Source organism: Streptomyces sp. NPDC028711, from assembly GCF_055565415.1.
In genome coordinates, this window is sequence record NZ_JBVHUJ010000002.1 from 248,667 (window position 1) to 270,482 (window position 21,816).

At 73.3% G+C, this 21,816-nt stretch carries 23 protein-coding genes; 17 read left to right on the forward strand and 6 right to left on the reverse strand.

Annotation, left to right across the window (positions count from 1 at the left end):
- Positions 1 to 9 precede the first annotated feature (9 nt).
- From ACZ4VK_RS06945 to ACZ4VK_RS06965, 5 genes are all read right to left on the reverse strand, one after another.
- Entirely contained in the window at positions 10 to 939 is a 930-nt protein-coding gene (locus tag ACZ4VK_RS06945) for a tyrosine-protein phosphatase (RefSeq protein ID WP_468349306.1), read from the reverse strand.
- 151 nt (positions 940 to 1,090) lie between these two features.
- Entirely contained in the window at positions 1,091 to 2,209 is a 1,119-nt protein-coding gene (locus tag ACZ4VK_RS06950; protein ID WP_468349308.1) for an NAD(P)H-dependent flavin oxidoreductase, read from the reverse strand.
- Positions 2,206 to 2,976: a CoA-transferase subunit beta gene (locus ACZ4VK_RS06955; RefSeq protein WP_468349310.1), complete on the reverse strand. Its 771-nt coding sequence runs from the start codon at positions 2,974 to 2,976 to the stop codon at positions 2,206 to 2,208. Before ACZ4VK_RS06955 ends, ACZ4VK_RS06950 begins: the two co-directional genes overlap by 4 nt.
- Entirely contained in the window at positions 2,973 to 3,821 is an 849-nt protein-coding gene (locus ACZ4VK_RS06960; protein ID WP_468350777.1) for a CoA transferase subunit A, read from the reverse strand. Before ACZ4VK_RS06960 ends, ACZ4VK_RS06955 begins: the two co-directional genes overlap by 4 nt.
- A gap of 14 nt (positions 3,822 to 3,835) precedes the next feature.
- A complete protein-coding gene (locus ACZ4VK_RS06965) occupies positions 3,836 to 4,624 on the reverse strand; it encodes an enoyl-CoA hydratase family protein (protein WP_468349312.1) in 789 nt (262 codons plus the stop codon).
- A gap of 78 nt (positions 4,625 to 4,702) precedes the next feature.
- Here ACZ4VK_RS06965 and ACZ4VK_RS06970 point away from each other — a divergent pair, with 78 nt between their 5' ends.
- From ACZ4VK_RS06970 to ACZ4VK_RS07010, 9 genes are all read left to right on the forward strand, one after another.
- Positions 4,703 to 5,503, forward strand: coding sequence for an SDR family oxidoreductase (locus tag ACZ4VK_RS06970; RefSeq protein ID WP_468349314.1), 801 nt, complete (start codon positions 4,703 to 4,705; stop codon positions 5,501 to 5,503).
- Positions 5,500 to 6,411 (forward strand): SDR family oxidoreductase, encoded by a 912-nt coding sequence (locus ACZ4VK_RS06975; RefSeq protein ID WP_468349316.1) that lies wholly within the window; start codon positions 5,500 to 5,502, stop codon positions 6,409 to 6,411. The genes ACZ4VK_RS06970 and ACZ4VK_RS06975 overlap by 4 nt, the downstream gene beginning before the upstream one ends.
- 614 nt (positions 6,412 to 7,025) lie before the next feature.
- The gene (locus ACZ4VK_RS06980) at positions 7,026 to 7,808 is read left to right on the forward strand and encodes a 2-keto-4-pentenoate hydratase (protein WP_468349318.1); all 783 of its coding nucleotides are present in this window, start codon (positions 7,026 to 7,028) and stop codon (positions 7,806 to 7,808) included.
- A 7-nt stretch (positions 7,809 to 7,815) separates the two neighbouring features.
- On the forward strand, positions 7,816 to 8,727 hold the full coding sequence (locus ACZ4VK_RS06985) for an acetaldehyde dehydrogenase (acetylating) (RefSeq protein WP_468349320.1): 912 nt from the start codon (positions 7,816 to 7,818) through the stop codon (positions 8,725 to 8,727).
- A gap of 12 nt (positions 8,728 to 8,739) precedes the next feature.
- Positions 8,740 to 9,762, forward strand: a complete 1,023-nt coding sequence (gene dmpG / locus ACZ4VK_RS06990) for a 4-hydroxy-2-oxovalerate aldolase (protein ID WP_468349322.1) — start codon at positions 8,740 to 8,742, stop codon at positions 9,760 to 9,762.
- Between the two features lie 26 nt (positions 9,763 to 9,788).
- Positions 9,789 to 11,003 (forward strand): Rieske 2Fe-2S domain-containing protein, encoded by a 1,215-nt coding sequence (locus ACZ4VK_RS06995; RefSeq protein ID WP_468349324.1) that lies wholly within the window; start codon positions 9,789 to 9,791, stop codon positions 11,001 to 11,003.
- A gap of 1 nt (position 11,004) precedes the next feature.
- On the forward strand, positions 11,005 to 11,247 hold the full coding sequence (locus ACZ4VK_RS07000) for a hypothetical protein (protein WP_468349326.1): 243 nt from the start codon (positions 11,005 to 11,007) through the stop codon (positions 11,245 to 11,247).
- A complete protein-coding gene (locus ACZ4VK_RS07005) occupies positions 11,240 to 12,310 on the forward strand; it encodes a 2Fe-2S iron-sulfur cluster-binding protein (protein ID WP_468349328.1) in 1,071 nt (356 codons plus the stop codon). The genes ACZ4VK_RS07000 and ACZ4VK_RS07005 overlap by 8 nt, the downstream gene beginning before the upstream one ends.
- Positions 12,311 to 12,412: 102 nt before the next feature.
- Positions 12,413 to 12,595, forward strand: coding sequence for an SRPBCC family protein (locus ACZ4VK_RS07010; protein ID WP_468349329.1), 183 nt, complete (start codon positions 12,413 to 12,415; stop codon positions 12,593 to 12,595).
- On the opposite strand, the gene ACZ4VK_RS07015 is transcribed toward ACZ4VK_RS07010, so the two are convergent.
- Positions 12,579 to 13,451, reverse strand: coding sequence for an IclR family transcriptional regulator (locus ACZ4VK_RS07015; protein ID WP_468349331.1), 873 nt, complete (start codon positions 13,449 to 13,451; stop codon positions 12,579 to 12,581). The genes ACZ4VK_RS07010 and ACZ4VK_RS07015 overlap by 17 nt on opposite strands.
- Before the next feature lie 185 nt (positions 13,452 to 13,636).
- Between ACZ4VK_RS07015 and hsaA (ACZ4VK_RS07020) the strand changes: the two genes are divergently transcribed.
- The 8 genes from hsaA (ACZ4VK_RS07020) (at position 13,637) to ACZ4VK_RS07055 (ending at position 21,816) form a co-directional block, all read left to right on the forward strand.
- Entirely contained in the window at positions 13,637 to 14,845 is a 1,209-nt protein-coding gene (gene hsaA, locus ACZ4VK_RS07020; RefSeq protein ID WP_468349333.1) for a 3-hydroxy-9,10-secoandrosta-1,3,5(10)-triene-9,17-dione monooxygenase oxygenase subunit, read from the forward strand.
- A 132-nt stretch (positions 14,846 to 14,977) separates the two neighbouring features.
- On the forward strand, positions 14,978 to 16,144 hold the full coding sequence (gene hsaA / locus ACZ4VK_RS07025; protein ID WP_468349335.1) for a 3-hydroxy-9,10-secoandrosta-1,3,5(10)-triene-9,17-dione monooxygenase oxygenase subunit: 1,167 nt from the start codon (positions 14,978 to 14,980) through the stop codon (positions 16,142 to 16,144).
- Positions 16,145 to 16,159: 15 nt separating this feature from the next.
- On the forward strand, positions 16,160 to 17,029 hold the full coding sequence (gene hsaD, locus ACZ4VK_RS07030; protein WP_468349337.1) for a 4,5:9,10-diseco-3-hydroxy-5,9,17-trioxoandrosta-1(10),2-diene-4-oate hydrolase: 870 nt from the start codon (positions 16,160 to 16,162) through the stop codon (positions 17,027 to 17,029).
- A gap of 40 nt (positions 17,030 to 17,069) precedes the next feature.
- The gene (locus ACZ4VK_RS07035) at positions 17,070 to 17,963 is read left to right on the forward strand and encodes a VOC family protein (RefSeq protein ID WP_468349339.1); all 894 of its coding nucleotides are present in this window, start codon (positions 17,070 to 17,072) and stop codon (positions 17,961 to 17,963) included.
- Positions 17,951 to 18,439 (forward strand): flavin reductase family protein, encoded by a 489-nt coding sequence (locus tag ACZ4VK_RS07040; protein WP_468349341.1) that lies wholly within the window; start codon positions 17,951 to 17,953, stop codon positions 18,437 to 18,439. Before ACZ4VK_RS07035 ends, ACZ4VK_RS07040 begins: the two co-directional genes overlap by 13 nt.
- 154 nt (positions 18,440 to 18,593) lie before the next feature.
- Positions 18,594 to 20,273, forward strand: coding sequence for an FAD-dependent oxidoreductase (locus ACZ4VK_RS07045; RefSeq protein WP_468349344.1), 1,680 nt, complete (start codon positions 18,594 to 18,596; stop codon positions 20,271 to 20,273).
- Positions 20,270 to 21,052: a glucose 1-dehydrogenase gene (locus tag ACZ4VK_RS07050; protein WP_468349347.1), complete on the forward strand. Its 783-nt coding sequence runs from the start codon at positions 20,270 to 20,272 to the stop codon at positions 21,050 to 21,052. The genes ACZ4VK_RS07045 and ACZ4VK_RS07050 overlap by 4 nt, the downstream gene beginning before the upstream one ends.
- A complete protein-coding gene (locus ACZ4VK_RS07055; RefSeq protein WP_468349349.1) occupies positions 21,052 to 21,816 on the forward strand; it encodes a glucose 1-dehydrogenase in 765 nt (254 codons plus the stop codon). The genes ACZ4VK_RS07050 and ACZ4VK_RS07055 overlap by 1 nt, the downstream gene beginning before the upstream one ends.

The following is a 21,816-nucleotide window of genomic DNA, read 5'->3' on the forward strand; positions in this document are numbered from 1 at the left end:
TCGGGATTCCTACCGCACGAGCCGGGCGCGGAGCTTCGCCAGGGTCGCGGTGTCCAGGCCGAGGCCCTCGGTGAGGTACCGGTGGAAGCCGCCGTAGTCCCTCTCGATCTGGTCCACGGCGGATCCCAGGTAGTCGGAGCGGACCTCCTGGAGGGGGATGAGCAGATCCGGGTTCTCCATGTAGCCGCCCTGCTTCAGCCCCTCACGGACCCGGCGGTCCGCCGCCGCGCGGAAGGTGTTGGACAGCAGGAAGTCCCGCTCGGCCGCCTCGGCCGGGACGCCCACGGCGCGCAGCACCACATAGCTCATCCAGCCGGTGCGGTCCTTGCCGGACGTGCAGTGGAAGAGCAGGGGCGCCCCCGTGTGGTGGGCGATGTCCCGCACGGTCGCGGCGAACTGGCGGCGACTGTCCGCGTCGGTGACGAAGGTGCGGTAGATGTCCCGCATCAGCTGCGCGGCCCTGCCGTCGCCGAGCACCTCCTGCTGCTTGACGGGGTCCCGGGAACCGATGACCGCGGTCGTCCTGGCGTACAGGCCGAGATCGGTCACGGGCCGGGCGGTCGGGACGAGGCCGTCGGGGAGGCGGTCGGCGCCGTCCCGCGCGACCTCCTCCGGGGTGCGGAAGTCCAGGACGGTGCGCAGCCGCAGCCCGGACACGGTGGCGAGGTCCGCGTCGGTCAGCCTGTTCAGGGCGTCGGCCCGGAACACCTGCCCATGGCGGACCTGCCGGCCCGTGTACGTACGGAGGCCGCCCAGGTCACGGGTGTTGACCGCGCCCTGGAGCGGGACGAGGCGGACGTCGACGCCGGGGTCGGCGCTGTACGAGCGCGCGGTGACGGATCTCGCCGGGGCGTCGGCCGCGGCGAGGGTGGGCAGAGCGCCCAGGAGGACGGTGGCGGTGACCACGGCGGTGGCACGCCGGACGGGGAGGGCACGCATGGTTCGACTCCAAGGGGGATGAGGGGGATTGCCTGGAGAGGTGCGCGGTGCGGGCCGGCCGGACCGGGGCGGACGGTCGGGGCCGGGCGTCATACGGCCGGTCAGCCCGTGGCGGGCGGGACCGAGCATGGAGGTGCCGGGGGCTGGCCGGTCAGCCCGTGGTGGGCAGGTGGGCGGGAGCGGGCAGGGGGGCGGGGGCGGGCGCGCCGGCGGGTGTGGGGAGAGCGTCGAGCGTGGCCCGCGCCTCGGACATCACGCGGTCGACCAGTTCGGCGCAGGACGGCAGGTCGTCGATGAGGCCCGCGACCTGCCCGGCCGCCATCACGCCGAGGTCGGTGCGGCCCTCGACCATGGACGCCTTGAGCAGCATGGGGGTGTTGGCGGCAAGCAGGACCTGACTCCAGGTCAGTTCCTTGCCGTGCTTCATCGCCAGGCCGTCGCGGACCATCCGCGCCCAGCTCATGCCGGACTCGCGCCGGAAGGCGGCGGCGTGCCGGACGGCCCGTACCAGTGAGGCGGCCCGGCCCGAGCGTTCCAGCGCGTCGACGAGCTCGGTGCGGAGCATCCGGTGCGGCAGTCCGTCCACCTTCGTGGTGACGGTGACGTCGCCGACCGCCGCGGCCAGGTAGCGGGCCTTCACCGCGTCGGGGACCGTGCTGTCGGAGGTGAGCAGGAAGCGGGTGCCCATGGCGACCCCGGCCGCGCCGTACGCCAGGGCCGCGACCAGGCCGCGCCCGTCGTGGAAGCCGCCGGCGGCGACGACGGGGATGTCGACGGCGTCCACGACCTGCGGGAGCAGGACGCTGGTGGCGACGCTCCCGGTGTGGCCGCCGCCCTCGCCGCCCTGGACGATGACCGCGTCGGCGCCCCACGCGGCGACCTTCTCGGCGTGCCGTCTTGCCCCGATCGAGGGGATGACGACGACACCGGCGTCCTTGAGCCGGGCGATCAGCTCGCGGGACGGGGCGAGCGCGAAGGAGGCGACCCTGACGCCCTCGTCGATGATGATCCGTACGCGTTCGGCCGCGTCCCCGGCGTCCGCGCGCAGGTTCACGCCGAACGGCGCGTCGGTACGGGCCTTGACCTCGCGGACGGCGGAGCGGAGCTGCTCGACGGTCATCGTCGCCGAGGCGAGGATGCCGAGCGCGCCCGCGTTCGCGGTCGCCGAGACCAGGCGGGGGCCGGCCACCCACCCCATGCCGGTCTGTACGACGGGGTGCCGCACCCCGACGAGTTCGGTGAGCGGGGTGGCGATCGTGAGGGCGTTCATGACGGGACCTCGCGGTCGCGCAGCCCCTTCGGGTCGATCTCCTCGCGGATCAGCCGCAGTTCCTCGGCGGTGGGCTCACGGGTGAACGGCACCTCGTCGGGGACGGCGAGCGCGAAGCCGGTGGCCTCCGTGACCTGCTCGACCGTGACGCCGGGGTGCAGCGAGCGCAGCCGCATGCGGCGGTCGGGGGTCTCGAAGTCGAAGACGCCCAGGTCGCTGATGACGTCCGGCAGCCGGTGGTAGCGGGTGGCGGAGGGGCCGGCCGCGGCGGCCCGGTCGTATCCCACCCCGCAGACCATGTCGACCCGCTCGACGAAGACCCTCGTCGAGTGCTTCGGTACCCAGTAACTGGTCGGGTTGTTGAGCGTGTTGACGGGTGCGCCGCGCACACCGAGGAGCTGGCGCCGGGGCCGCGCCCAGTCTCCGACGCAGCTGATGTTCTGGTTGCCGTACCGGTCGAGCTGGCTCGCGCCCATCATGACGTGCCGCCGCCCGGTGGCGACCAGGGCCAGGTGCTGTCGGTACGGCAGCCAGCCCTCCACCACCCGGGGCGCGGCGCCGACCGCCGGGACGTCGTCGATGAGCAGCGCCTCTCCGTCGGTGAGCAGCAGGTCGGGGGAGAAGGTGAGGCGGGCGAGCCGGGCGCCGATCACGGGGACGGTGCCCATCGGGCTGGCCAGGACCTCGCCCGCGTCCCGCCACGCCTCGGCGCAGGCCACCACGCAGTACTCGGCGCGCGTCGCCCCGCTCGTACGGGTGCCGCTCATGCTTCCTCCTCGTGGAAGGCCGTCACCGCGGCCTGGTACGCGTCCTCGTCGCCGGAGAGGAACCGTGTCGTGAAGGCCCGCCAGGCGTCCGGGTCGCGGGCCGCCCGGACGTAGGCGCGCTGGAACGCCTCGTCGCGGTCGTAGTCGGGGGCGCAGGAGGTGAAGTGCGCGCCGTTCGGGGTCTCGACGACACCGTCGACGAACGCGCGCTTGAGCAGCAGGGACGGCGGTCCCGCGTCCTTGAGCAGCTCCGAGGTCTCCACGATCCGCTCGCAGGAGACGTACGCGGTGTCGGCGGCCTCGCAGAACAGGTCGTCGAAGTACGGGTCGGGGCCGAGGTACTGGCCGTTGCCGTGGGTGTCGGCGCGGTTGACGTGGACGAGCGCGGCGTCAAGCCGGAGGGCGGGGACGGCGACGAGCTCCTCACGGTCGTCGTACGGGGACGTCACGGTCCGAAGGGACGGGTTGACGGTCATGACGTCCGAGGCGAGCCCGGCCCTGATGGGCATGAAGGGCAGCCGGTGCACGGCGGCCGTCAGGCCCCACATGACCATCGCCTCGTCGAGCTCCACCAGTTCGAGGGCGCCGCGCTGCCGGGCCGCGCCGAAGTGGGGTTCCAGGGGGATCGAGTCGAGGGTGGCGAAGGCCGCGACCAGCTTGCGGATCTTCCCGGCGGCGGCGAGCAGCCCGACGTCCGGGCCGCCGTACGAGACCACGGTCAGATCGGTGAGGTCCGACCGCAGCAGCGCCCGGACCAGGGCCATCGGCTTGCGCCGGGAGCCCCAGCCGCCGATGCCGAGGGTCATCCCGCTCCTGAGGCGGCCCACGACCTCCTCGGCGGTCATCGTCTTGTCCTTGCTCACGACTGCTCCTTGTCGGTGTCGAAGCCGGAGTTCCCGCCGGGGGCGTCGTCCTTGCCGAAGGTGTCGCGGACCCGGTCGGCGACGCCGCTGAGATTGGCCTCGAAGGTGAAGCCCTGCTCGAAGCGGTAGCTCCGGTGGACGTCCACCGGGTCGATGCCGTTGATCGCGGCCTTGGCGAGCCGGATCAGCTGTCCGTCCTTGGCGGCGATCTCCCGGGCCAGTTCGAGGGCCGCGGCCGCCAGTTCGCCGCGCGGAACGACCCGCCACACCGAGCCGTGCCGGTGCAGCTCCTGGGCGGTGACGGTGCGCGAGGTGTAGTAGAGGGTCCGCATCAGCTGCTGGGGGACCAGCCGGGCGAGGTGCGTGGCCGCGCCGAGCGCGCCGCGGTCCAGTTCGGGCAGGCCGAAGGTCGCGTCGTCGGAGGCGACGATCGCGTCGGCGTTGCCGGCCAGGCCGATGCCGCCGCCGAGACAGAAGCCGTGCACGGCGGCGACGACCGGCACCTCGCAGTCGTAGACCGCGGCGAACGCCTCGTAACAGCCGCGGTTGGCGCCCAGGAGGGCTTCGTGCCCGGCCGTGCGCTGGATCTCCTTGATGTCGACGCCGGCGTTGAAGCCGCGGCCCTCGGCGGTGAGGACGACGCAGCGCACCTCGGGGTCGGCGCCGGCGGTGCGGACCGCGGCGGCGAGGTCGTACCAGCCCCGCACGGGGAGGGCGTTGACCGGGGGGAAGTCGACGGTGACGACGGCGACGCCCTTGTCGGGGGCGGAGGTGGAGACACCCATGAGCAGATCAGCTACCTTTCCACCAAACGTTTGTTAGGCGGAAGATAGCAGCGGTTCGCACGCTGCGGGAGGTGTCCCTTGGCAGTCATCACCGATCTCTCGGGATCCGTCGCCGTCGTCACCGGCGGCACGCGGGGCGTCGGCGCCGGAATCACCCGGTCCCTGCTCGAAGCCGGCGCGGAGGTCGTGACCTGCGCGCGACGCGCCCCGGAGAAGCCCGTCGAGGCGGCGGGGCGCACGGCCAGGTTCCTCCCCGTCGACCTGCGCGACCCGGCGGCGGTCACGGACTTCTTCGACCGGGTGCGCGCCGAGCACGGAAGGCTGGACCTCCTGGTCAACAACGCCGGCGGAACCCCCTTCCGGATGCTCCACGAGGGCGGCGCCCGGCAGCAGGTCCGCGTCGTCGAGCTGAACCTCCTCGCCCCTCTGACCGCCTCCCTCGCCGCGTACGAGGTGATGCGCCACCAGAGCGGGGGAGGGGCGATCATCATGATCGGCAGCGTCAGTGGCACCCGCCCCTCGCCGGGCAGCGCGGCCTACGGAGCCGCCAAGGCGGGCCTGGACAACCTCGCCCGGTCCATGGCCGTGGAATGGGCGCCGAAGGTGCGGGTCAACACCCTCGTCCTCGGCATGGTGCGCACCGAACTGTCCCCGCTGCACTACGGCGACGAGGACGGCATCGCCGCCGTCGGCCGCACCGTGCCGCTCGGCCGGCTCGCCGAGCCCGCCGACGTCGGCGACGCCTGCGTCTTCCTCGCCTCCGACCGCGCCGCGTACATCAGCGGCGCCAGCCTGCCCGTGCACGGCGGCGGGGAACGCCCCGCCTTCCTCGACGCCGCGACCGTCAACCACACATCCAGCGAAGGGAACACACCATGACAGGACTGTGCAGCGGACGCGTCGTCGTCGTCACCGGCGCGGGCCGCGGCCTCGGCCGCGCCCACGCGCTCGCCTTCGCCGCCGAGGGCGCCCTGGTCGTCGTCAACGACCTCGGCGTCGGCCTGGACGGTACCGGAGCGGGCGCGGGACCCGCCAAGGAGGTCGTCGACGAGATCACGGCGTCCGGCGGAACGGCGGTCGCCCACGGCGGCGACATCGCCACCTCCGACGGCGCGGCCTCGCTGATCGCCGTCGCCCTCGACACCTTCGGCCGCCTTGACACCCTCGTCAACAACGCCGGCTTCCTGCGCGACCGCATGCTGGTCAACCTCGACGAGGACGACTGGGACGCCGTCATGCGCGTCCACCTCAAGGGCCACTTCCTGCCGCTCAAGCACGCCGTCGCGCACTGGCGCGCCGAGGCGAAGGCCGGCCGCACGCCCGAGGCACGCGTCGTCAACACCAGCTCGGGGGCCGGTCTGCTCGGCAGTGTCGGGCAGGGCAACTACGCCGCCGCCAAGGCCGGGATCGTCGGCCTCACCCTCGTCGCGGCCGCAGAGACCGCCCGGTACGGCGTCCAGGTCAACGCCATCGCCCCCGCGGCCCGCACCCGCATGACCGAGCGGACCTTCGCCGAGACGATGGCCGCGCCGGGCGGCGCCGGCTTCGACGCCATGGCCCCGGAGAACGTCTCCCCCCTCGTCGTCTGGCTGGGCTCCGCGGCCTCGGCGGGCGTCACGGGGCGGGTCTTCGAGGCGGAGGCGGGCCGGATCACCGTCATGGAGGGCTGGCGACCGGGCCCGACGGCCGACAAGGGGGCCCGATGGACCCCGGTGGAGGCGGGCGAGACGACCAGGAACCTCCTGGCGACGGCGGAACCCCCCCACCCGGTCTACGGCACCCACTGACCACCTCCGCCGCGCCCCCGCCCACCCTGGGTGCGGGCACCTGCTCCGCCGGGGCGGTGCCCACCCCGTTGTGGGCTTCTCTTCCGCTGGGGCGGTGCTCACCCCGTTGTGGGCATTCGTTCCGCTGGGGCGGAACGGGTGGGCACAACGGACGGCGCCCCTTGCCGGGCCTAGGCTTCCGCGCCCGAACCCGCACCCGATGTGCGGCGCACAGTCGGTGCGGGTCCAGGCACAAGGGGCGGAGGCGCCGCCAAGGGGCGCCGTCCCGTGGGCCCACCCGTCCCGCCCAGCGGGACGATTGCCCACACGGAGGTGGGCGGGGGCGCCGCCCCGGGCGCGGTGGGCACACGGGACGGCAGGCCCGGGGCACTGCCCGCACAGATGGGGGGCACCGCCCCGGCGGGCCCGGGACCCCCAGGGCGGCGGCGGGCACGGCCTCGTGCGGGCCCGGGACCTCCGCGGCGGCGGGCACCGGCCCGGCAGGTCCCGGTCGCACGGCGGGCCCGGGTACGGGCCGCTTTCCCGCTCACCGGGAACGGGCCCTCCCCGCCGCCCCCGGCACCCCCCTAGCCTCGCCGCACAGCCCCAGCCGCCGCCCCAGGAGGGACCCCCTCATGCTCACGGACCGCCAGAGACACGAGGCGGCCGCGCTGCTGCGCTCCGCCGAACACGGCGTCAGGCCGATCGCCCCGCTGACCGAGGCGTTCCCCGGCATCGACACCGAGGACGCCTACGGGATCCAGCTCGTCAACGTCCACCACCGCCTCGCGGCAGGGGCGGAGATACGGGGCCACAAGGTCGGCCTGTCGTCCCCCGTCATGCAGCGCATGATGGGCGTCGACGAGCCCGACTACGGCCACCTCCTCCACGACATGGAGCTGCGCTCCGACCGCGCCGTCCCCGTCTCCCGCTACTGCCACCCCCGCGTCGAGGTCGAGGTCGGCTTCGTCCTCGGCGACGACCTGCCGGGCGAGTCCTGCACCCCCGCCGACGTTCTCGCCGCCACCGAACGGGTCGTACCCGCCCTGGAGTTGATCGACAGCAGGATCGCCGACTGGCGGATCGGCATCGCCGACACCATCGCGGACAACGCCTCCTCCGCCGGATTCGTCATCGGCGAGGGCCGAGACCCCCGCGAGCTGGACCTGAAGGCGATCGAGGCACGGCTGACGAGCGGCGGCGAACTGCTCGCCGAGGGCCGCGGCGACGCCGTGCTCGGCGACCCCGCCGTCTCCGTCGCCTGGCTCGCCCGCACCGTGGCCCGCTTCGGCGTGCCCCTGAGGAAGGGGCACGTCGTGCTGCCCGGTTCCTGCACCCGGGCCGTCGACGTGGCGGCCGGAGCGACGTACACCGCCGAGTTCACCGGGCTCGGCCCGGTCTCCCTGTCCTTCATCTGAGGTGATCATGACCACCACGACCAAGGCGAGTGCCGCGATCGTCGGCTCCGGCAACATCGGCACCGACCTGCTGTACAAGCTCCTGCGCTCCGCGCACGTCGAACCCCGCTGGATGATCGGCGTCGACCCCGACAGCGAGGGCCTCGCCCGCGCCCGGCGCCTCGGACTCGAGACCAGCCACGAGGGCGTCGACCGGCTCCTCGCCCAGGACGAGAAGCCCGACATCGTCTTCGAGGCCACCAGCGCCCACGTCCACCGCGCCAACGCCCCCCGCTACGCCGAGCTCGGCATCAAGGCCGTCGACCTCACCCCGGCAGCCGTCGGCCCGGCCGTCGTCCCGCCCGCGAACCTGCGCGCCCACCTGGACCGGCCCAACGTCAACATGATCACCTGCGGCGGCCAGGCCACCATCCCCATGGTGTACGCGGTCTCCCGCGTCGTCCCCGTGCCGTACGCGGAGATCGTGGCCTCCGTGGCCTCCGTCTCGGCAGGCCCCGGAACCCGCGCGAACATCGACGAGTTCACCCGTACCACCTCCCGGGGCATCGAGACCATCGGCGGCGCGGGCCGCGGCAAGGCGATCATCATCCTCAACCCCGCCGACCCGCCGGTCATCATGCGCGACACCGTCTTCTGCGCCATCCCCGAGGACGCCGACCGCGCCGCCATCACCCTCTCCGTCAAGGAGATCGCCGAGCAGGTCGCCGCCTATGTGCCCGGCTACCGGCTGCGCGCGGAACCGCAGTTCGACGACCCCCGCCCGGAGAACGGCGGGACGGCCCGCGTCGCGATCTTCCTGGAGGTCGAGGGCGCGGGCGACTACCTGCCGCCCTACGCCGGAAACCTCGACATCATGACCGCCGCCGCCACCAAGGTCGGCGAGGAGTTCGCCAAGGCGCTCCTCGCCCCGGGCACGTAAGGAGCACCTCCCATGCCCTACTCGGACACCCTCGACATCCGCGTCACCGACTCCTCACTGCGCGACGGCTCGCACGCCAAGCGCCACCAGTTCACCGCGGAGGACGTACGCTCCGTCGTCGCGGCCCTCGACGACGCCGGCGTCCCGGTGATCGAGGTGACGCACGGCGACGGGCTCGGCGGATCCTCGTTCACCTACGGCTTCTCGAAGACCCCCGAACAGGAACTCATCAAGGTCGCGGCGGACACCGCCCGGCGAGCGCGGATCGCCTTCCTGATGCTCCCCGGACTCGGCGTCAAGGACGACATCCGCGCCGCGCACGACAACGGCGCGAGCGTCTGCCGGATCGCCACCCACTGCACCGAGGCCGACATCGCGGAGCAGCACTTCGGGCTCGCACGCGAACGGGGCCTGGAGACCGTCGGCTTCCTGATGATGGCCCACTCCACGACCCCCGGGAAGCTGGCGCGGCAGGGCCGCCTCATGGCCGACGCGGGCTGTCAGTGCGTGTACGTGGTCGACTCGGCCGGCGCCATGGTCATGGACGACGTCACCGCCCGGGTCGAGGCCCTCGTCGCCGAACTCGGCGACGACGCCCAGGTCGGCTTCCACGGACACGAGAACCTGGCCCTCGGCACCGGCAACTCCATCGCCGCGATCAGGGCCGGAGCCCTGCAGATCGACGGCTCCACCCGCCGGCTCGGCGCCGGCGCCGGCAACACCGCCGTCGAGGCGCTCGTCGCCGTCTGCGCCAAGATGAACATCCGCACCGGCATCGACGTACTGAAGATCATCGACGCGGCCGAGGACGTGGTCCGCCCGGTCATGGACGAGGAGTGCCGGCTCGACCGGCTCGCCCTCCTGATGGGCCACGCCGGCGTCTACTCCAGCTTCCTCAAGCACGCCTACCGGCAGGCCGAGCGCTACGGCGTCTCCGGCGCCGAGATCCTCCTGCGCGCGGGCGAACGCCGCCTGGTCGGCGGCCAGGAGGACCAGCTCATCGACATCGCCGTGGAACTCGCCGCACAGAACTGAACCCCCGCACGAGAAGGGACAACGAGATGACTGCTCCCCACGACGAGGTCCGGGTCATCGAGACGGGCAGGGCGCCGGCGCGCTTCGCCCGCGGCTGGCACTGCCTCGGCCTCGCCGACGGCTTCAAGGACGGGAAGCCGCACGAGATCCAGGCGTTCGGCACCAAGCTGGTGGTCTTCCAGGGCCAGGACGACGGACAGCTGCGCGTCCTCAACGCCTACTGCCCCCACATGGGCGGCAACCTCGCCCACGGCACCGTCAAGGGCGACGCCGTCGCCTGCCCCTTCCACGACTGGCGCTGGTCCGGCGACGGCCGCTGCGCCGGCATCCCGTACGCCCGCCGGGTCCCGCCCCGCGCCAGGACCCGCGCCTGGCTCTCCCTCGAGCGGAACAAGCAGCTCTTCGTCTGGCACGACCCCGAGGGCAACCCGCCGCCGCCCGAGGTCACCGTCCCCGAGATCGCGGGCGTCCACGGCCCGGACGCCGACCAGTGGAGCGACTGGACCTGGAAGACGCTGCGGGTCGAGGGCTCGAACTGCCGCGAGATCGTGGACAACGTCGTGGACATGGCGCACTTCTACTACGTCCACTACGCCTTCCCGGAGTACTTCAAGAACGTCTTCGAAGGCCATGTCGCCACCCAGTACATGGAGAGCAGCCCCCGCGGCGACATGGAACTCGGCACCCTCAGCTCCGGCCGCCTGCGCTCCGACGCCTCCTACCACGGCCCTTCGTACATGATCGACCACCTCTACAGCGACGTCGGCGGCGGCACGGAGATGGAGATCGTCCTGATCAACTGCCACTACCCGATCGACGCCGACAGCTTCCTCCTCCAGTACGGGGCGATCGTCAGACGGCTCCCCGGGATGACCGACGAACAGGCCGCCGAGGCCGCGCGCCTCACCGCCGAGGGAGCCACCGTCGGATTCGAGCAGGACGTCGAGATCTGGCGGAACAAGACCCGCATCGACAACCCGCTGCTGACCGAGGAGGACGGCCCGGTCTACCAACTGCGCCGCTGGTACGAGCAGTTCTACGTCGACGCCGCCGACGTCAAGGACGAGATGACCCGCCGCTTCGAGTTCGAGGTCGACACCCGGCGCGCCAACGAGGCCTGGCGCGCGGAGGTCGCGGAGAACCTCGTCCGCCGCGCCGAGGCCGAAGACGACCTCGTCCGCCGCGCGGCCGCCGAGGACGCCCCGACCCGCCGCTCGGCGCAGACGGGGACCGGAGCCTGACGTGCGGCCGGTGGAGTGCGGGACCTGCGGCAACCAGGTCCTCTGCGAGAAGTTCACCCCCGCCCACACCTCCGTGCAGTGGACCGCCGAAGCGGCCGTCGTCTGCGCGGAGTTCCGCGACCGGGTCGGCCGGGGCGGGAGCAGCGCCCGGATACCGACCTGCCGGGCCCTGCGGGCGAGCATCGACCGCGCGGTGGAGGCCGGAACCCTGCCGGTCGGCACCTCGGAGGCCGCCGATGCCTGAGCCCGAGGCTGTGCCGGAGCCCGAGCCCACGCAAGGGCCCCGCACCCACCGGCTCCGCGTCGTCGAGGTCATCGCCGAGACGGCCGACGCGCGCTCCCTGGTGCTCCAGGCGCCACCGGAGAGCGCCCACCGCTTCACGTACCGCCCCGGGCAGTTCCTCACCCTGAAGCTGCCCGGCGCGGACGGGACACCGGCCGCCCGCTGCTACTCCCTCGCCAGCTCGCCCCACACCGGCGAGCCCATGAAGATCACCGTCAAGCGGGTGACCGGCGGGTACGGCTCCCACTGGGTCTGCGACCGGCTCGCGGCGGGAGACGAGCTCGAGGTGCTGCCCCCGGCCGGCACCTTCACCCCGGCCTCGCTCGACCGCGACCTGCTGCTCGTCGCCGGAGGCAGCGGGATCACCCCGGTCCTGTCGATCGCCAAATCGGCCCTGGCCGGCGGCGCGGGCCGGGTGGTGCTGCTCTACGCCAACCGCGACGAGTGCTCGGTCATCTTCCGCGACGAACTGCGGGCGCTGACCGAGGAGCACCCCGAGCGGCTGCTCGTCATCCACTGGCTGGAGTCCCTCCAGGGCCTCCCCACCGTGGATCGGCTGACCGCCGCGCTCACGCCGTACGCCGAACGGGAGACCTTCGTCTGCGGCCCGGAACCGCTCATGGACGCCGCCGAACAGGCCCTGCGGACGCTCGGCGCACCGGCCGGCCGAGTCCACCGGGAGCGTTTCTTCTCCCTCGCCGGGGACGTCTTCGGGACGCCGTCCGTGCCACCCCACGCCCCGGCGGCGAACGGCGGAACGGTGCGGGTCGAGCTCGACGGCGAGACCCGCACGATCGCCTGGCCGCCGGGCACACCGCTGCTCGACGCGCTCCTCGCCGGGGGAGTGGACGCCCCGTACTCCTGCCGGGAGGGCGCCTGCAGCGCCTGCACCTGCCGGGTCCTCGCGGGCGAGGTGAAGATGCGCCGCAACGACGTCCTGGACGAGCAGGACATCGCCGAGGGGTACGTCCTGGCCTGCCAGACCCTGCCCCTCACCGAACGGGTCGAGATCACCTACTCGTGAACGCCCCGCCCGACACTCCCGCACGTCCGACGAGGAGCACACCATGTCCCGTACCTGCCTGGTCACCGGAGCCGCCTCCGGCATCGGCGAGGCCACCGCGTCGTGAACGACCCCCGCACGCTCCGACGCTCCACCGTGCTCGCGGCCGGACCCGATGGCGTATGGGCCGTCATCGGTGACTTCGGTGCTCTCGCCGACTGGCACCCGCACGTCCCGCCGTCCACCCTGGAGGGCGGCGCCGGCCTTGCCGCCCTGCGCGCCCGCTTCCTCACATCCAGTCGCTGAACCGCAGCCACGCCATCATGTGGTCCATCGAGGGCTGCGGCACCTCGGGTCCCGGTGCCGCCCCGGCCGTCCGAGCCCGCTTCTCCGTGTGACGGCCGGGCCCGAACAGCGACTGCCACACCGACCGCGCGCAGCCGCGCACGACGGGTGCGATCCGTTCCATCTCCCGGTGGACGCCGTGACCGCACACCGAGATCGCGGCGATCGCCCGGCCCGCGCCCCGGAGGGGAGCGGCCACGCAGTGGACTCCCCGGTACCCCTCCTCGTGGTCGAAGGCCACCCCGCGCTCCCGCGTCAGGGCCAGCTCGCCGCGGAAGGACTCGGGGCGGGTGAGGGTGCGCGGTGTACGCGGCCGCAGGCCGTGCCGTATCACCTCGTCCACGAGCGCGGCGTCGCTGAAGGCCAGGATCGCCTTGCCCGAGGCCGTGCAGTACGCCGGCTGCCGGCCGCCCGTCCGTGACGGCACGCCCGAGTCGTCCGACCCGCCGATCCGCTCCAGATAGACGACCTCGGTGCCGTCGAGGACGGTGAGGTGCACCAGGTGTCCTGTGGACTCGTGCAGCGCGTGCAGATGCGGCAGCGCCGCCCGCCGCAGCCGGTTGTGGTGCGAGGCCGTGGCACCGAGCTCCAACATGCCCATGCCCAGCCGGTAGTCGCGCCCCTCGCGCTCCAGCCAGCGCAGCTGCACCAGCTGATCGAGGATGCGGTGCGCGGAGGACCGGCTGATGCCGGAGCGCTGCACGACCTCGGTCAGGGTGAGCCGCGGCCCTCCGCTCTCGAAGGCGCTCAGCACCTTCGCCGCCTTCTCCAGCAGGGACAGAGGCGGCACTCCGGCCTCGACAGCACGGGTCGTCATCGGCACCTCCCACACGGACGGCACAGCCGGCCGGTCGCTCCCGGCCGGGTCCGTAATCTCCGGTATTGCGTGGAGGTTGCCAGAAGGTGCCAGGTGCGGGGAAGAGGGAGTTCCGTCTCGGAACAGTAACGCGTAGGTTCCCTACCGTCACGGCAGGACGGGACCGGAATCCGGGAGGGACGCGCATGCGCGAGGACGACGTGCTCGCGGCGGTCCGCGCCCTCGCCCCCGCCCTGCGCGAGCGCGCGGCCGAGACCGAGGCGCTGCGCCGCGTGCCCGAGGCCTCCGTCGAGGAACTGGAGGACACCGGCTTCTTCCGGCTGCTCCGGCCCCGCGCGTACGGCGGACTCGCCGCCGACCCGGCCGTGTTCTACGCCGCAGTGCACGAGATCGCCGCGGCGTGCGGCTCCACCGGATGGGCCGCCGCCGTCCTCGGCGTCCATCCCTGGTACGTGGCCCTGCTCGACCCCCGCGCCCAGGACGAGGTCTGGGGCACGGACGGAACCGGCCGGATCTGCTCCTCCCACGCACCCACCGGAGAGGTCACCGCCGCCGACGGCGGCTTCCTGCTGTCCGGCCGGTGGCACCTCTCCGCCGGCTGCGACCACGCCCGGTGGGCCCTGCTCGGCGGCCTCGTCGCCGACGGCGAGGGCCGGCCGGTGGACATGCGGACCTTCCTGGTGCCGGCCGCCGACTACCGCGTGGACGACGTGTGGGACGCGGTCGGCCTGCGCGGCAGCGGCAGCAACGACCTCGTGGTCGAGGGCGCGTTCGTCCCCGCGCACCGGACGCTCGGCTACGGCCCGGTGACCTCGCTGCGCTGCCCGGGACACGAGGTCAACACCGAACCGCTGTACCGGCTGCCGTACGCCGCCGTCTTCACCACCGCCATCTCGACCGCGATGGTCGGCATCGCCGAAGGCGCCTACGCCCACTACGTCGCGGCGGCCCGCGAGAGCCTCCGCGCCCCCTACGGCGGGCGGGCCGCCGGTGACCCCCTCGGCCAGGCCCGCACCGCCCGCGCCGCCGAGGATCCCTTCGCCCAGGTCCGTATCGCCCGCGCCGCCGGTGACATCGACGCCGCCCGGCTGCAGCTCGCCCGCGACATCGCCGACCTGTACGCGGTCGCCCGCGACGGCGCCCCGATCCCGAGGGAGCTGCGGGCCCGCGCCCGGCGCGACCAGGTGCTCGCCACCGAACGCGCGATCGGCGCCGTGGACCTCCTCATGGAGAACGCCGGCCCCGGACCTCTGCGCGGCGCCGGGAACGTCCTGGAACGCGCCTGGCGCGACCTGCACACCGGCCGCGGCCAGGCGGCCAACGACGTGGAGCGGGCGCTGGTCCTCTACGCCCAGGACGCCCTCGGCATGGACGTCCACGACCCCATGCTCTGAGCCGGCCCGGCCCCACGCCACGAGCCCGCCGGGGCGGGGTTCCCGCTCAGTGGGAGCAGCGCATTTCGCCGCCGAACGGCACGCCGTACGGTCCTGGCACTCCCCCCGCCACGACCCGAAAGGGGACGCCCCATGGCCGATGACGTCCTGGCAGCGATCCGCGACCTCGCCCCCGCCCTGCGCGAGCGCGCGGCCGAGACGGAGGCGCTGCGCCGCGTGCCCGAGGCCTCCGTCGAGGAACTGGAGGACACCGGCTTCTTCCAGCTGCTCCAGCCGAAGGCCTTCGGCGGCCGGGCGGCCGATCCGCGGCTCTTCTACACGGCGGTCAAGGAGATCGCCAAGGCCTGCGGCTCGACCGGCTGGGTCGCCTCGGTGGTCGGCGTCCACCCCTGGCACGTCGCCCTGTTCGACCCCCGGGCGCAGCAGGAGGTGTGGGGCCAGGACCCCAGGACCCGTATCGCCTCCTCGTACGCGCCGAGCGGCAAGGCGACCCGGGCAGCCGGCGGCTTCCGGCTCTCCGGCCGCTGGCACTTCTCCTCCGGCTGCGACCACGTCCGCTGGGCGCTGCTCGGCTGCCTCGTCACCGACGGCGAGGGCAACCCCGTCGACATGCGGACCTTCCTGATCCCCCGGTCCGACTACCGCGTCGACGACGTCTGGGACACCGTCGGCCTGCGCGGCACCGGCAGCAACGACATCGTCGTCGAGGACGTGTTCGTGCCGGAGCACCGCGCGCTGAGCTTCGGCCCGGTCACCGCCCTGAAGGTGCCCGGGCACGAGATCAACGACGAGCCGCTGTACCGGCTGCCGTACGCCGGCGTGTTCACCACCACCATCTCCACCCCCATCGTGGGCATCGCCGAAGGCGCCTTCGACGCCTACACCGAGGCCACCCGGCAGCGGTTCCGCGTCTCCTACGGGCAGAAGGTCGCCGAGGACCCCTTCGCGCAGGTCCGCATCGCCCGCGCGGCCGGAGACATCGACGCGAGCTGGCTCCAGCTGACCCGCAACATCGGCGAGATGTACGACCTGGCCGAGCGCGGCGAGGAGATCCCCATGGAGCTGCGCACCCGCACCCGCCGGGACCAGGTGCTCGCCACCGAACGCGCGGTCGCGGCGATCGACCTGCTGATGGAGAACGCCGGCGGCAACGCCATGCGCACAGGGCCAGGGCCCGTCCAGCGCGCCTGGCGCGACGCCCACACCGGTCGCGGTCATGCCGCCAACGACCCCGAGCGGGCCCTCGTGATGTACGGGCAGTGCGCGCTCGGCATCGACATCCACGACACCATGGCCTGAGAGGCGTACCCGCAGATGGCAGAGCTGGCAGAGCTCACGTACGCGTCGACCTCCCGCACCGTCAAGGCGGCGGGACTCACGCTCCACCTCCACGAGGCTGGTCCCGCGGACGCACCCGTCGTGATCATGCTGCACGGCGGCGGCCCCGGCGCCTCCGGCTGGAGCAACTTCGGCCGCAACCTCCCCGTCTTCGCCGAGCGTTTCCGCACCCTGCTCGTCGACCAGCCGTGCTACGGCCGCTCCGACAAGCCGGAACTCGACAAGGACTACTTCAGCTACAGCGCGGACGCCGTCGCCGCCCTGATGGACGAACTCGGCATCCGACAGGCGCACTTCGTCGGCAACTCGCTGGGCGGCGGCACGGCCGTCCGGATGGCCCTGAACCACCCGGACAAGGTCGCCAAGCTCCTCCTGATGGGCCCCGGCGGGATCTCCGTCAACCTCTTCGCCCCCGACCCGACCGAGGGCATCAAGCGCCTCTTCGAGTTCAGCGCGGCCCCCGAGCCGACCAAGGAACAACTGCGCGCCTTCCTCGGCGTCATGGCGTACGACCCGTCCATCGTCACCGACGAACTCGTCGAGGAACGCTGGGCGTCGGCCACCGACCCCGACACCCGGCTCGGCAACGCGCGGATGGCCGCCTCCTTCGCCGAACCCGCCTGGGCCGAGGACGTGATGCTCTGGCGCGAGGCCCACCGGATCACCCAGCCGGTGCTGCTGACCTGGGGCCGCGAGGACCGCGTCAACCCCCTCGACGGTGCGCTCGTCGCCCTGAGGACCATCCCCGACGCCCGCCTGCACGTCTTCCCGCACTGCGGTCACTGGGCGCAGACCGAGCGGGCGGACGAGTTCAACCGCCTGGCGATCGACTTCTTCTCCCACTGACCCGCCCCTGACCTTCCGTCACGACACAAGAGGTGCACCCATGGACATCCGTGCTCTCGGCTACCTGCGCCTGGAGACCACCACGCTCGACGAGTGGCGCCGCTACGCGCTCGACGTCCTCGGCATGGTGGAGGCGACCGGCACCACCGAGTCCACCCTCTGTCTGCGCCTGGACGACCGCGCGTACCGGATCGTCATCCAGGCGGGCGCGAGCGACCGGCTCCTCGCGGCCGGCTGGGAGGTGGCGGACGCCGCCGCCCTCACCCGGGCCGCCGACGAACTGGAGGCCGCGGGCCACGCCGTCAAGACCGCCGACGCCGCCGAACTCGCCGAGCGCCGCGTCCGGGGCCTGATCCACGTCGCGGACCCCTGCGGCAACCCGCTGGAGATCTACTGGGGCCAGGCGCAGGACCACACCCCGCTCGCCACCCCGTACGGCAACCGCTTCGTCACCGGCGACCTCGGCCTCGGCCACGTCGTGCTCCCCGTGCCGGACGTCGAGGCCGCCCTCGACTTCTACGAGAACCTGCTCGGCTTCCAGCTGCGGGACTCGATGAAACTGCCCCCGCAGGCCGTCCCCACCGCCACCGAACAGCGGGAGTTCCACTGGATGCACTTCCTGAGCCCCAACCGCCGCCACCACAGCCTGGGTCTCTACCCCGGCGCGCTGCCCCCCGGCATCGTGCACTTCATGGTGGAGCTGGAGACCCTCGACGACGTGGGCCGCGGCCTCGACCGCACGAACGCCGCCGGCATCCCCGTCGCCTCCAGCCTCGGCCGCCACACCAACGACCGCATGGTGTCGTTCTACGCCCAGGCCCCCGGCGGCTTCCAGGTGGAGTACGGCTGGGACGGCCTCGTCGTCGACCCCGCCACCTGGGTCGCCAAGGAGATGACCGCCGACAGCTTCTGGGGCCACCGGTGGAACGGCTGATCGCCCCCTCCGTCTTCAGGGACGTCCTCGGCCGCTTCGCCAGCGGCATCACGGTGGTGGCGACCCTCGACGCCGACGGCGCCGGCCCCGTCGGCTTCGCCTGCCAGTCCTTCGCCTCGCTCTCCCTCGACCCCCCGCTGGTCATGTTCGCCGTCGGCAGGAACTCCACCAGCTGGCCGCGGATCGAGCGCACAGGCCGCTTCTGCGTCACCATCCTCGCCGAGGACCAGCGGACCACCTGCGCCGCGCTCGGCCGCAGCGGCCCCGACAAGTTCACGGACGTGCCCTGGAGCGTCAGCGAGCACGGCACCGTACGCGTCGACGGAGCCCTGGCGCACGTGGAGTGCGAGCTGTCAGCCGTGTACGAGGCCGGCGACCACCACCTCGTCACCGCCCGGGTCGTCGCGCTCGACGCCGGAGAGGACGGCCGGCCGCTGCTGTTCTTCCGCAGCCGCTACGCCGTGGGGGCGTTCTGATGCCCCTCGACGCCGAGAAGGCGACCTCCGCGCCGCCGCTGCGCACCCCCGTCACCTGGGACGAGCGCGACGTCCGGTGCTCACCGACGCCCGGCTCACCGCCCACTGACCGGGCGCGCGGGCGACGCGCTCCGACCCGACGAGGGAGTACACGATGAACGACACGTGGGACCACACGTACGACGTGGTGGTGGCCGGCTCCGGCGCCGCCGGCCTGGCCGCGGCGATCACCGCCCGGCTGCGCGGACTGACCGTCCTGGTGGTGGAGAAGACCGAGGCCTACGGCGGCTCGACCGCCCTCTCCGGCGGGGCGATCTGGGTCCCCGGCAACCTCCACCTGGACGCCGCCGGACTCGGCGACACCCCCGAGAAGGCCCGTGCCTACCTGGACGCCACCGTCGGCGACCGGGTCCCCGCCGCACGCAAGGACGCCTACCTCACCCATGGACCCCGGATGGTACGGGAGTTCCACGACCGCACCGCCGTACGGTTCGACTACACCCCCGGCTACTCCGACTACTACCCCGAGCGGCTCGGCGGCTACCCCCAGGGCCGCTCCGTCGAACCCCGGATCTTCGACTTCGGGAAGCTCGGCCCACGGCAGCGCGCCACCATGCGCCGCGCCGGGCTGCCCACCTACGGCCTCACCATCACCTCCCGGGACTTCCGGAAGCTGAACATGGTCGGACGCACCTGGGCCGGGCGGCTCACCGCGGCCCGCGTCGGCGCCCGGGCCCTCGGGGCCAGGCTCTCCGGCAGGCAACTGCTCTCCCTCGGCGAGGCGTTGATCGCCCGCATGCGGCACTCGTTCGACACCCTCGGCGGAGAGCTGTGGCTCTCCGCCCCGCTGACCGGACTCGTGGAGGAGAACGGCCGGATCACCGGCGTCAAGGTCACCCGTGACGGCCGGGAGCTGACGATCCGGGCGACCGGCGGCGTCGTCCTCGCCTCCGGAGGCTTCTCCCACGACCAGCGGCTCCGCGAGAAGCACCTGCCGGCGCCCACCTCCACCGAGTGGAGCTCCGCCGCCGAAGGACAGACGGGCGACGCCCTGGAACTCGGCACGGCCCTCGGCGCGGCGACGGACCTCATGGACCGGGTGTGGGGAGCGCCGTCGGTGGTCCCTCCCGAGGGCCGACCGTTCTTCCTGGTCGCCGACCGCGGCATCCCGGGCATGGTGATCGTCGACGGGGCGGGGGAGCGGTACGCCAACGAGGCCGCGCCGTACCACGAGTTCGTCGACGCCATGTACGCCCACGACCGGCCCGGGGCGTCCACCGTGCCCTCCTGGCTGATCCTCGACGCCACCTCCAAGGCCCGCTACGTCTTCATGGGCCTGTTCCCCGGTCAGCCGTTCCCCAAGGCGTGGCGGGAGAGCGGCTTCGTCAGGCAGGCCGGGACCGTCGAGGAGCTGGCCGCACGCATCGGCGTCGCCCCGGAGCGGCTGCGCGCCACCGTCGACCGCTTCAACGGATTCGCCCGCGCGGGCCGTGACGAGGACTTCCACCGCGGCGACAGCGTCTACGACCGCTACTACGGCGACCCGACGCTCCCCAACCCCAACCTGGCGCCCCTGGAGAAGGGCCCGTACCACGCGATCCCCGTGCACCCCGGCGACATCGGCACCAAGGGCGGCCTGGTCACCGACGCCACGGCCCGCGTCCTGCGGGAGGACGGCACGGTGATCGAGGGGCTGTACGCCTCCGGCAACGTCTCCGCCGCCGTGATGGGCGAGACCTACCCGGGCCCCGGCGCGACCATCGGCCCCGCCATGACCTTCAGCTGGCTCGCGGCCGACCACATCGCCCGTACGCGCTCCACCGAGGCGCGGTGAGGAGCCAGGGGGCGGACCTGCGGGGAAAGACGGTGATCATCACCGGTGGAGCGCGCGGCATCGGCGCCGAGGCCGGCCGGGTGGCCGCCGGGGCCGGCGCCCGGGTGGTGCTCACCGACGTACGGGAGGAGGAGGGGCGGGCCACCGCCGCCCGGCTCGGCGGCGACGTCCGGTTCGTCCGCCACGACGTCACATCGGAGGACGACTGGCGCGAGGTGGTGGACCACGCGGTCACCGTGTTCGGCCGCGTGGACGGCCTGGTCAACAACGCCGGGATCTCCGGCGGTTCCCACCTCCTGGAGGAGCAGACGGCCGAGGACTTCCGCCGGGTCGTCGACATCGACCTCACCGGCGTCTTCCTCGGCATGCGGGCCGTGATCCCGGTGATGCGGCGCAACGGCGGCGGCTCCGTCGTCAACGTCTCCTCCGCGGCCGGCCTGATGGGCCTGGCCCTGACCGCGGGCTACGGGGCGGCCAAGTGGGGCGTGCGCGGGCTCACCCGCGTCGGCGCGGTGGAGCTCGCGGCCGCCGGGATCCGCGTCAACTCCGTGCACCCCGGCATGATCCACACCCCGATGACCGCCCACCTCGGCATCGAGCGCGGCGAGGGCAACTACTCCCGCGCCCCCATGGGCCGGCTCGGCGAACCCGAGGAGATCGCGCACGCGGTCGCCTTCCTGCTCTCCGACGCCGCCTCGTACGTCACCGGCGCGGAACTCGCCGTCGACGGCGGCTGGACGGCCGGTCCCACCCTCCGACAGCTCAAGGAGAGCCTCTGATGGCCGTCGATCTGACGGGAAAGGTCGCGCTGGTCACCGGCGCGGCGCGCGGGATGGGCGAGGCGGAGGCCCGTCTGTTCGCCGCCCTCGGCGCGAAGGTGGTCCTCACCGACGTACGCGAGACCGAGGGAGCGGCGACTGCGGCGTCCCTCGGTCCCGACGCCCGTTTCGTACGCCACGACGTGACCGACGAGCGGTCCTGGGCGACTGCCGTGGCCACCGCCCTCGACGCCTTCGGCCGGCTCGACGTCCTCGTCAACAACGCCGCGATCTACTCCACCGCGCCCATCACCGAGGAGGACCCGGCCCGCCTCGAGGCACTCCTGCGCGTCAACCTGATCGGCCCGTTCCTCGGCATCCGCGCCGTGGCCGGGGCGATGAGGGCGGGTGGCGGCGGGTCCGTCGTCAACATCTCCTCGCAGGCCGGCCTCCAGGGCATGTGGGGGCACGGCGCGTACGGCGCCGCGAAGTGGGGGCTGCGCGGTCTGACCAGGACGGCCGCCCTGGAGCTCGGCGCGGACGGCATCCGGGTCAACTCCGTCCACCCGGGGGCCATCGCCACGGCCATGACCGCCCACCTGGGAACGAAGGAGCACCCGGGGGCGCCGCTCGGGCGGGTGGGCGAGCCGGAGGAGGTCGCCCACCTGGTGGCGTTCCTCGCCTCGGACGAGGCGTCCTATCTGTCGGGCGCCGAACTGGCCGTCGACGGAGGCGCGTCGGCAGGCCGCATGCCGGTCTTCGCGCAGAAGGGAGCGGACGGATGA

Bases quoted from the DNA above. Each gene is read 5' to 3' on its own strand.
- ACZ4VK_RS06945 (WP_468349306.1), bottom strand. From the start codon at position 939: ATGCGTGCCCTCCCCGTCCGGCGTGCCACCGCCGTGGTCACCGCCACC.
- ACZ4VK_RS06950 (WP_468349308.1), bottom strand. From the start codon at position 2,209: ATGAACGCCCTCACGATCGCCACCCCGCTCACCGAACTCGTCGGGGTG.
- ACZ4VK_RS06955 (WP_468349310.1), bottom strand. From the start codon at position 2,976: ATGAGCGGCACCCGTACGAGCGGGGCGACGCGCGCCGAGTACTGCGTG.
- ACZ4VK_RS06960 (WP_468350777.1), bottom strand. From the start codon at position 3,821: ATGACCGCCGAGGAGGTCGTGGGCCGCCTCAGGAGCGGGATGACCCTC.
- ACZ4VK_RS06965 (WP_468349312.1), bottom strand. From the start codon at position 4,624: ATGGGTGTCTCCACCTCCGCCCCCGACAAGGGCGTCGCCGTCGTCACC.
- ACZ4VK_RS06975 (WP_468349316.1), top strand. From the start codon at position 5,500: ATGACAGGACTGTGCAGCGGACGCGTCGTCGTCGTCACCGGCGCGGGC.
- ACZ4VK_RS06980 (WP_468349318.1), top strand. From the start codon at position 7,026: ATGCTCACGGACCGCCAGAGACACGAGGCGGCCGCGCTGCTGCGCTCC.
- ACZ4VK_RS06985 (WP_468349320.1), top strand. From the start codon at position 7,816: ATGACCACCACGACCAAGGCGAGTGCCGCGATCGTCGGCTCCGGCAAC.
- dmpG (WP_468349322.1), top strand. From the start codon at position 8,740: ATGCCCTACTCGGACACCCTCGACATCCGCGTCACCGACTCCTCACTG.
- ACZ4VK_RS06995 (WP_468349324.1), top strand. From the start codon at position 9,789: ATGACTGCTCCCCACGACGAGGTCCGGGTCATCGAGACGGGCAGGGCG.
- ACZ4VK_RS07005 (WP_468349328.1), top strand. From the start codon at position 11,240: ATGCCTGAGCCCGAGGCTGTGCCGGAGCCCGAGCCCACGCAAGGGCCC.
- ACZ4VK_RS07015 (WP_468349331.1), bottom strand. From the start codon at position 13,451: ATGACGACCCGTGCTGTCGAGGCCGGAGTGCCGCCTCTGTCCCTGCTG.
- hsaA (WP_468349333.1), top strand. From the start codon at position 13,637: ATGCGCGAGGACGACGTGCTCGCGGCGGTCCGCGCCCTCGCCCCCGCC.
- hsaA (WP_468349335.1), top strand. From the start codon at position 14,978: ATGGCCGATGACGTCCTGGCAGCGATCCGCGACCTCGCCCCCGCCCTG.
- hsaD (WP_468349337.1), top strand. From the start codon at position 16,160: ATGGCAGAGCTGGCAGAGCTCACGTACGCGTCGACCTCCCGCACCGTC.
- ACZ4VK_RS07035 (WP_468349339.1), top strand. From the start codon at position 17,070: ATGGACATCCGTGCTCTCGGCTACCTGCGCCTGGAGACCACCACGCTC.
- ACZ4VK_RS07045 (WP_468349344.1), top strand. From the start codon at position 18,594: ATGAACGACACGTGGGACCACACGTACGACGTGGTGGTGGCCGGCTCC.
- ACZ4VK_RS07055 (WP_468349349.1), top strand. From the start codon at position 21,052: ATGGCCGTCGATCTGACGGGAAAGGTCGCGCTGGTCACCGGCGCGGCG.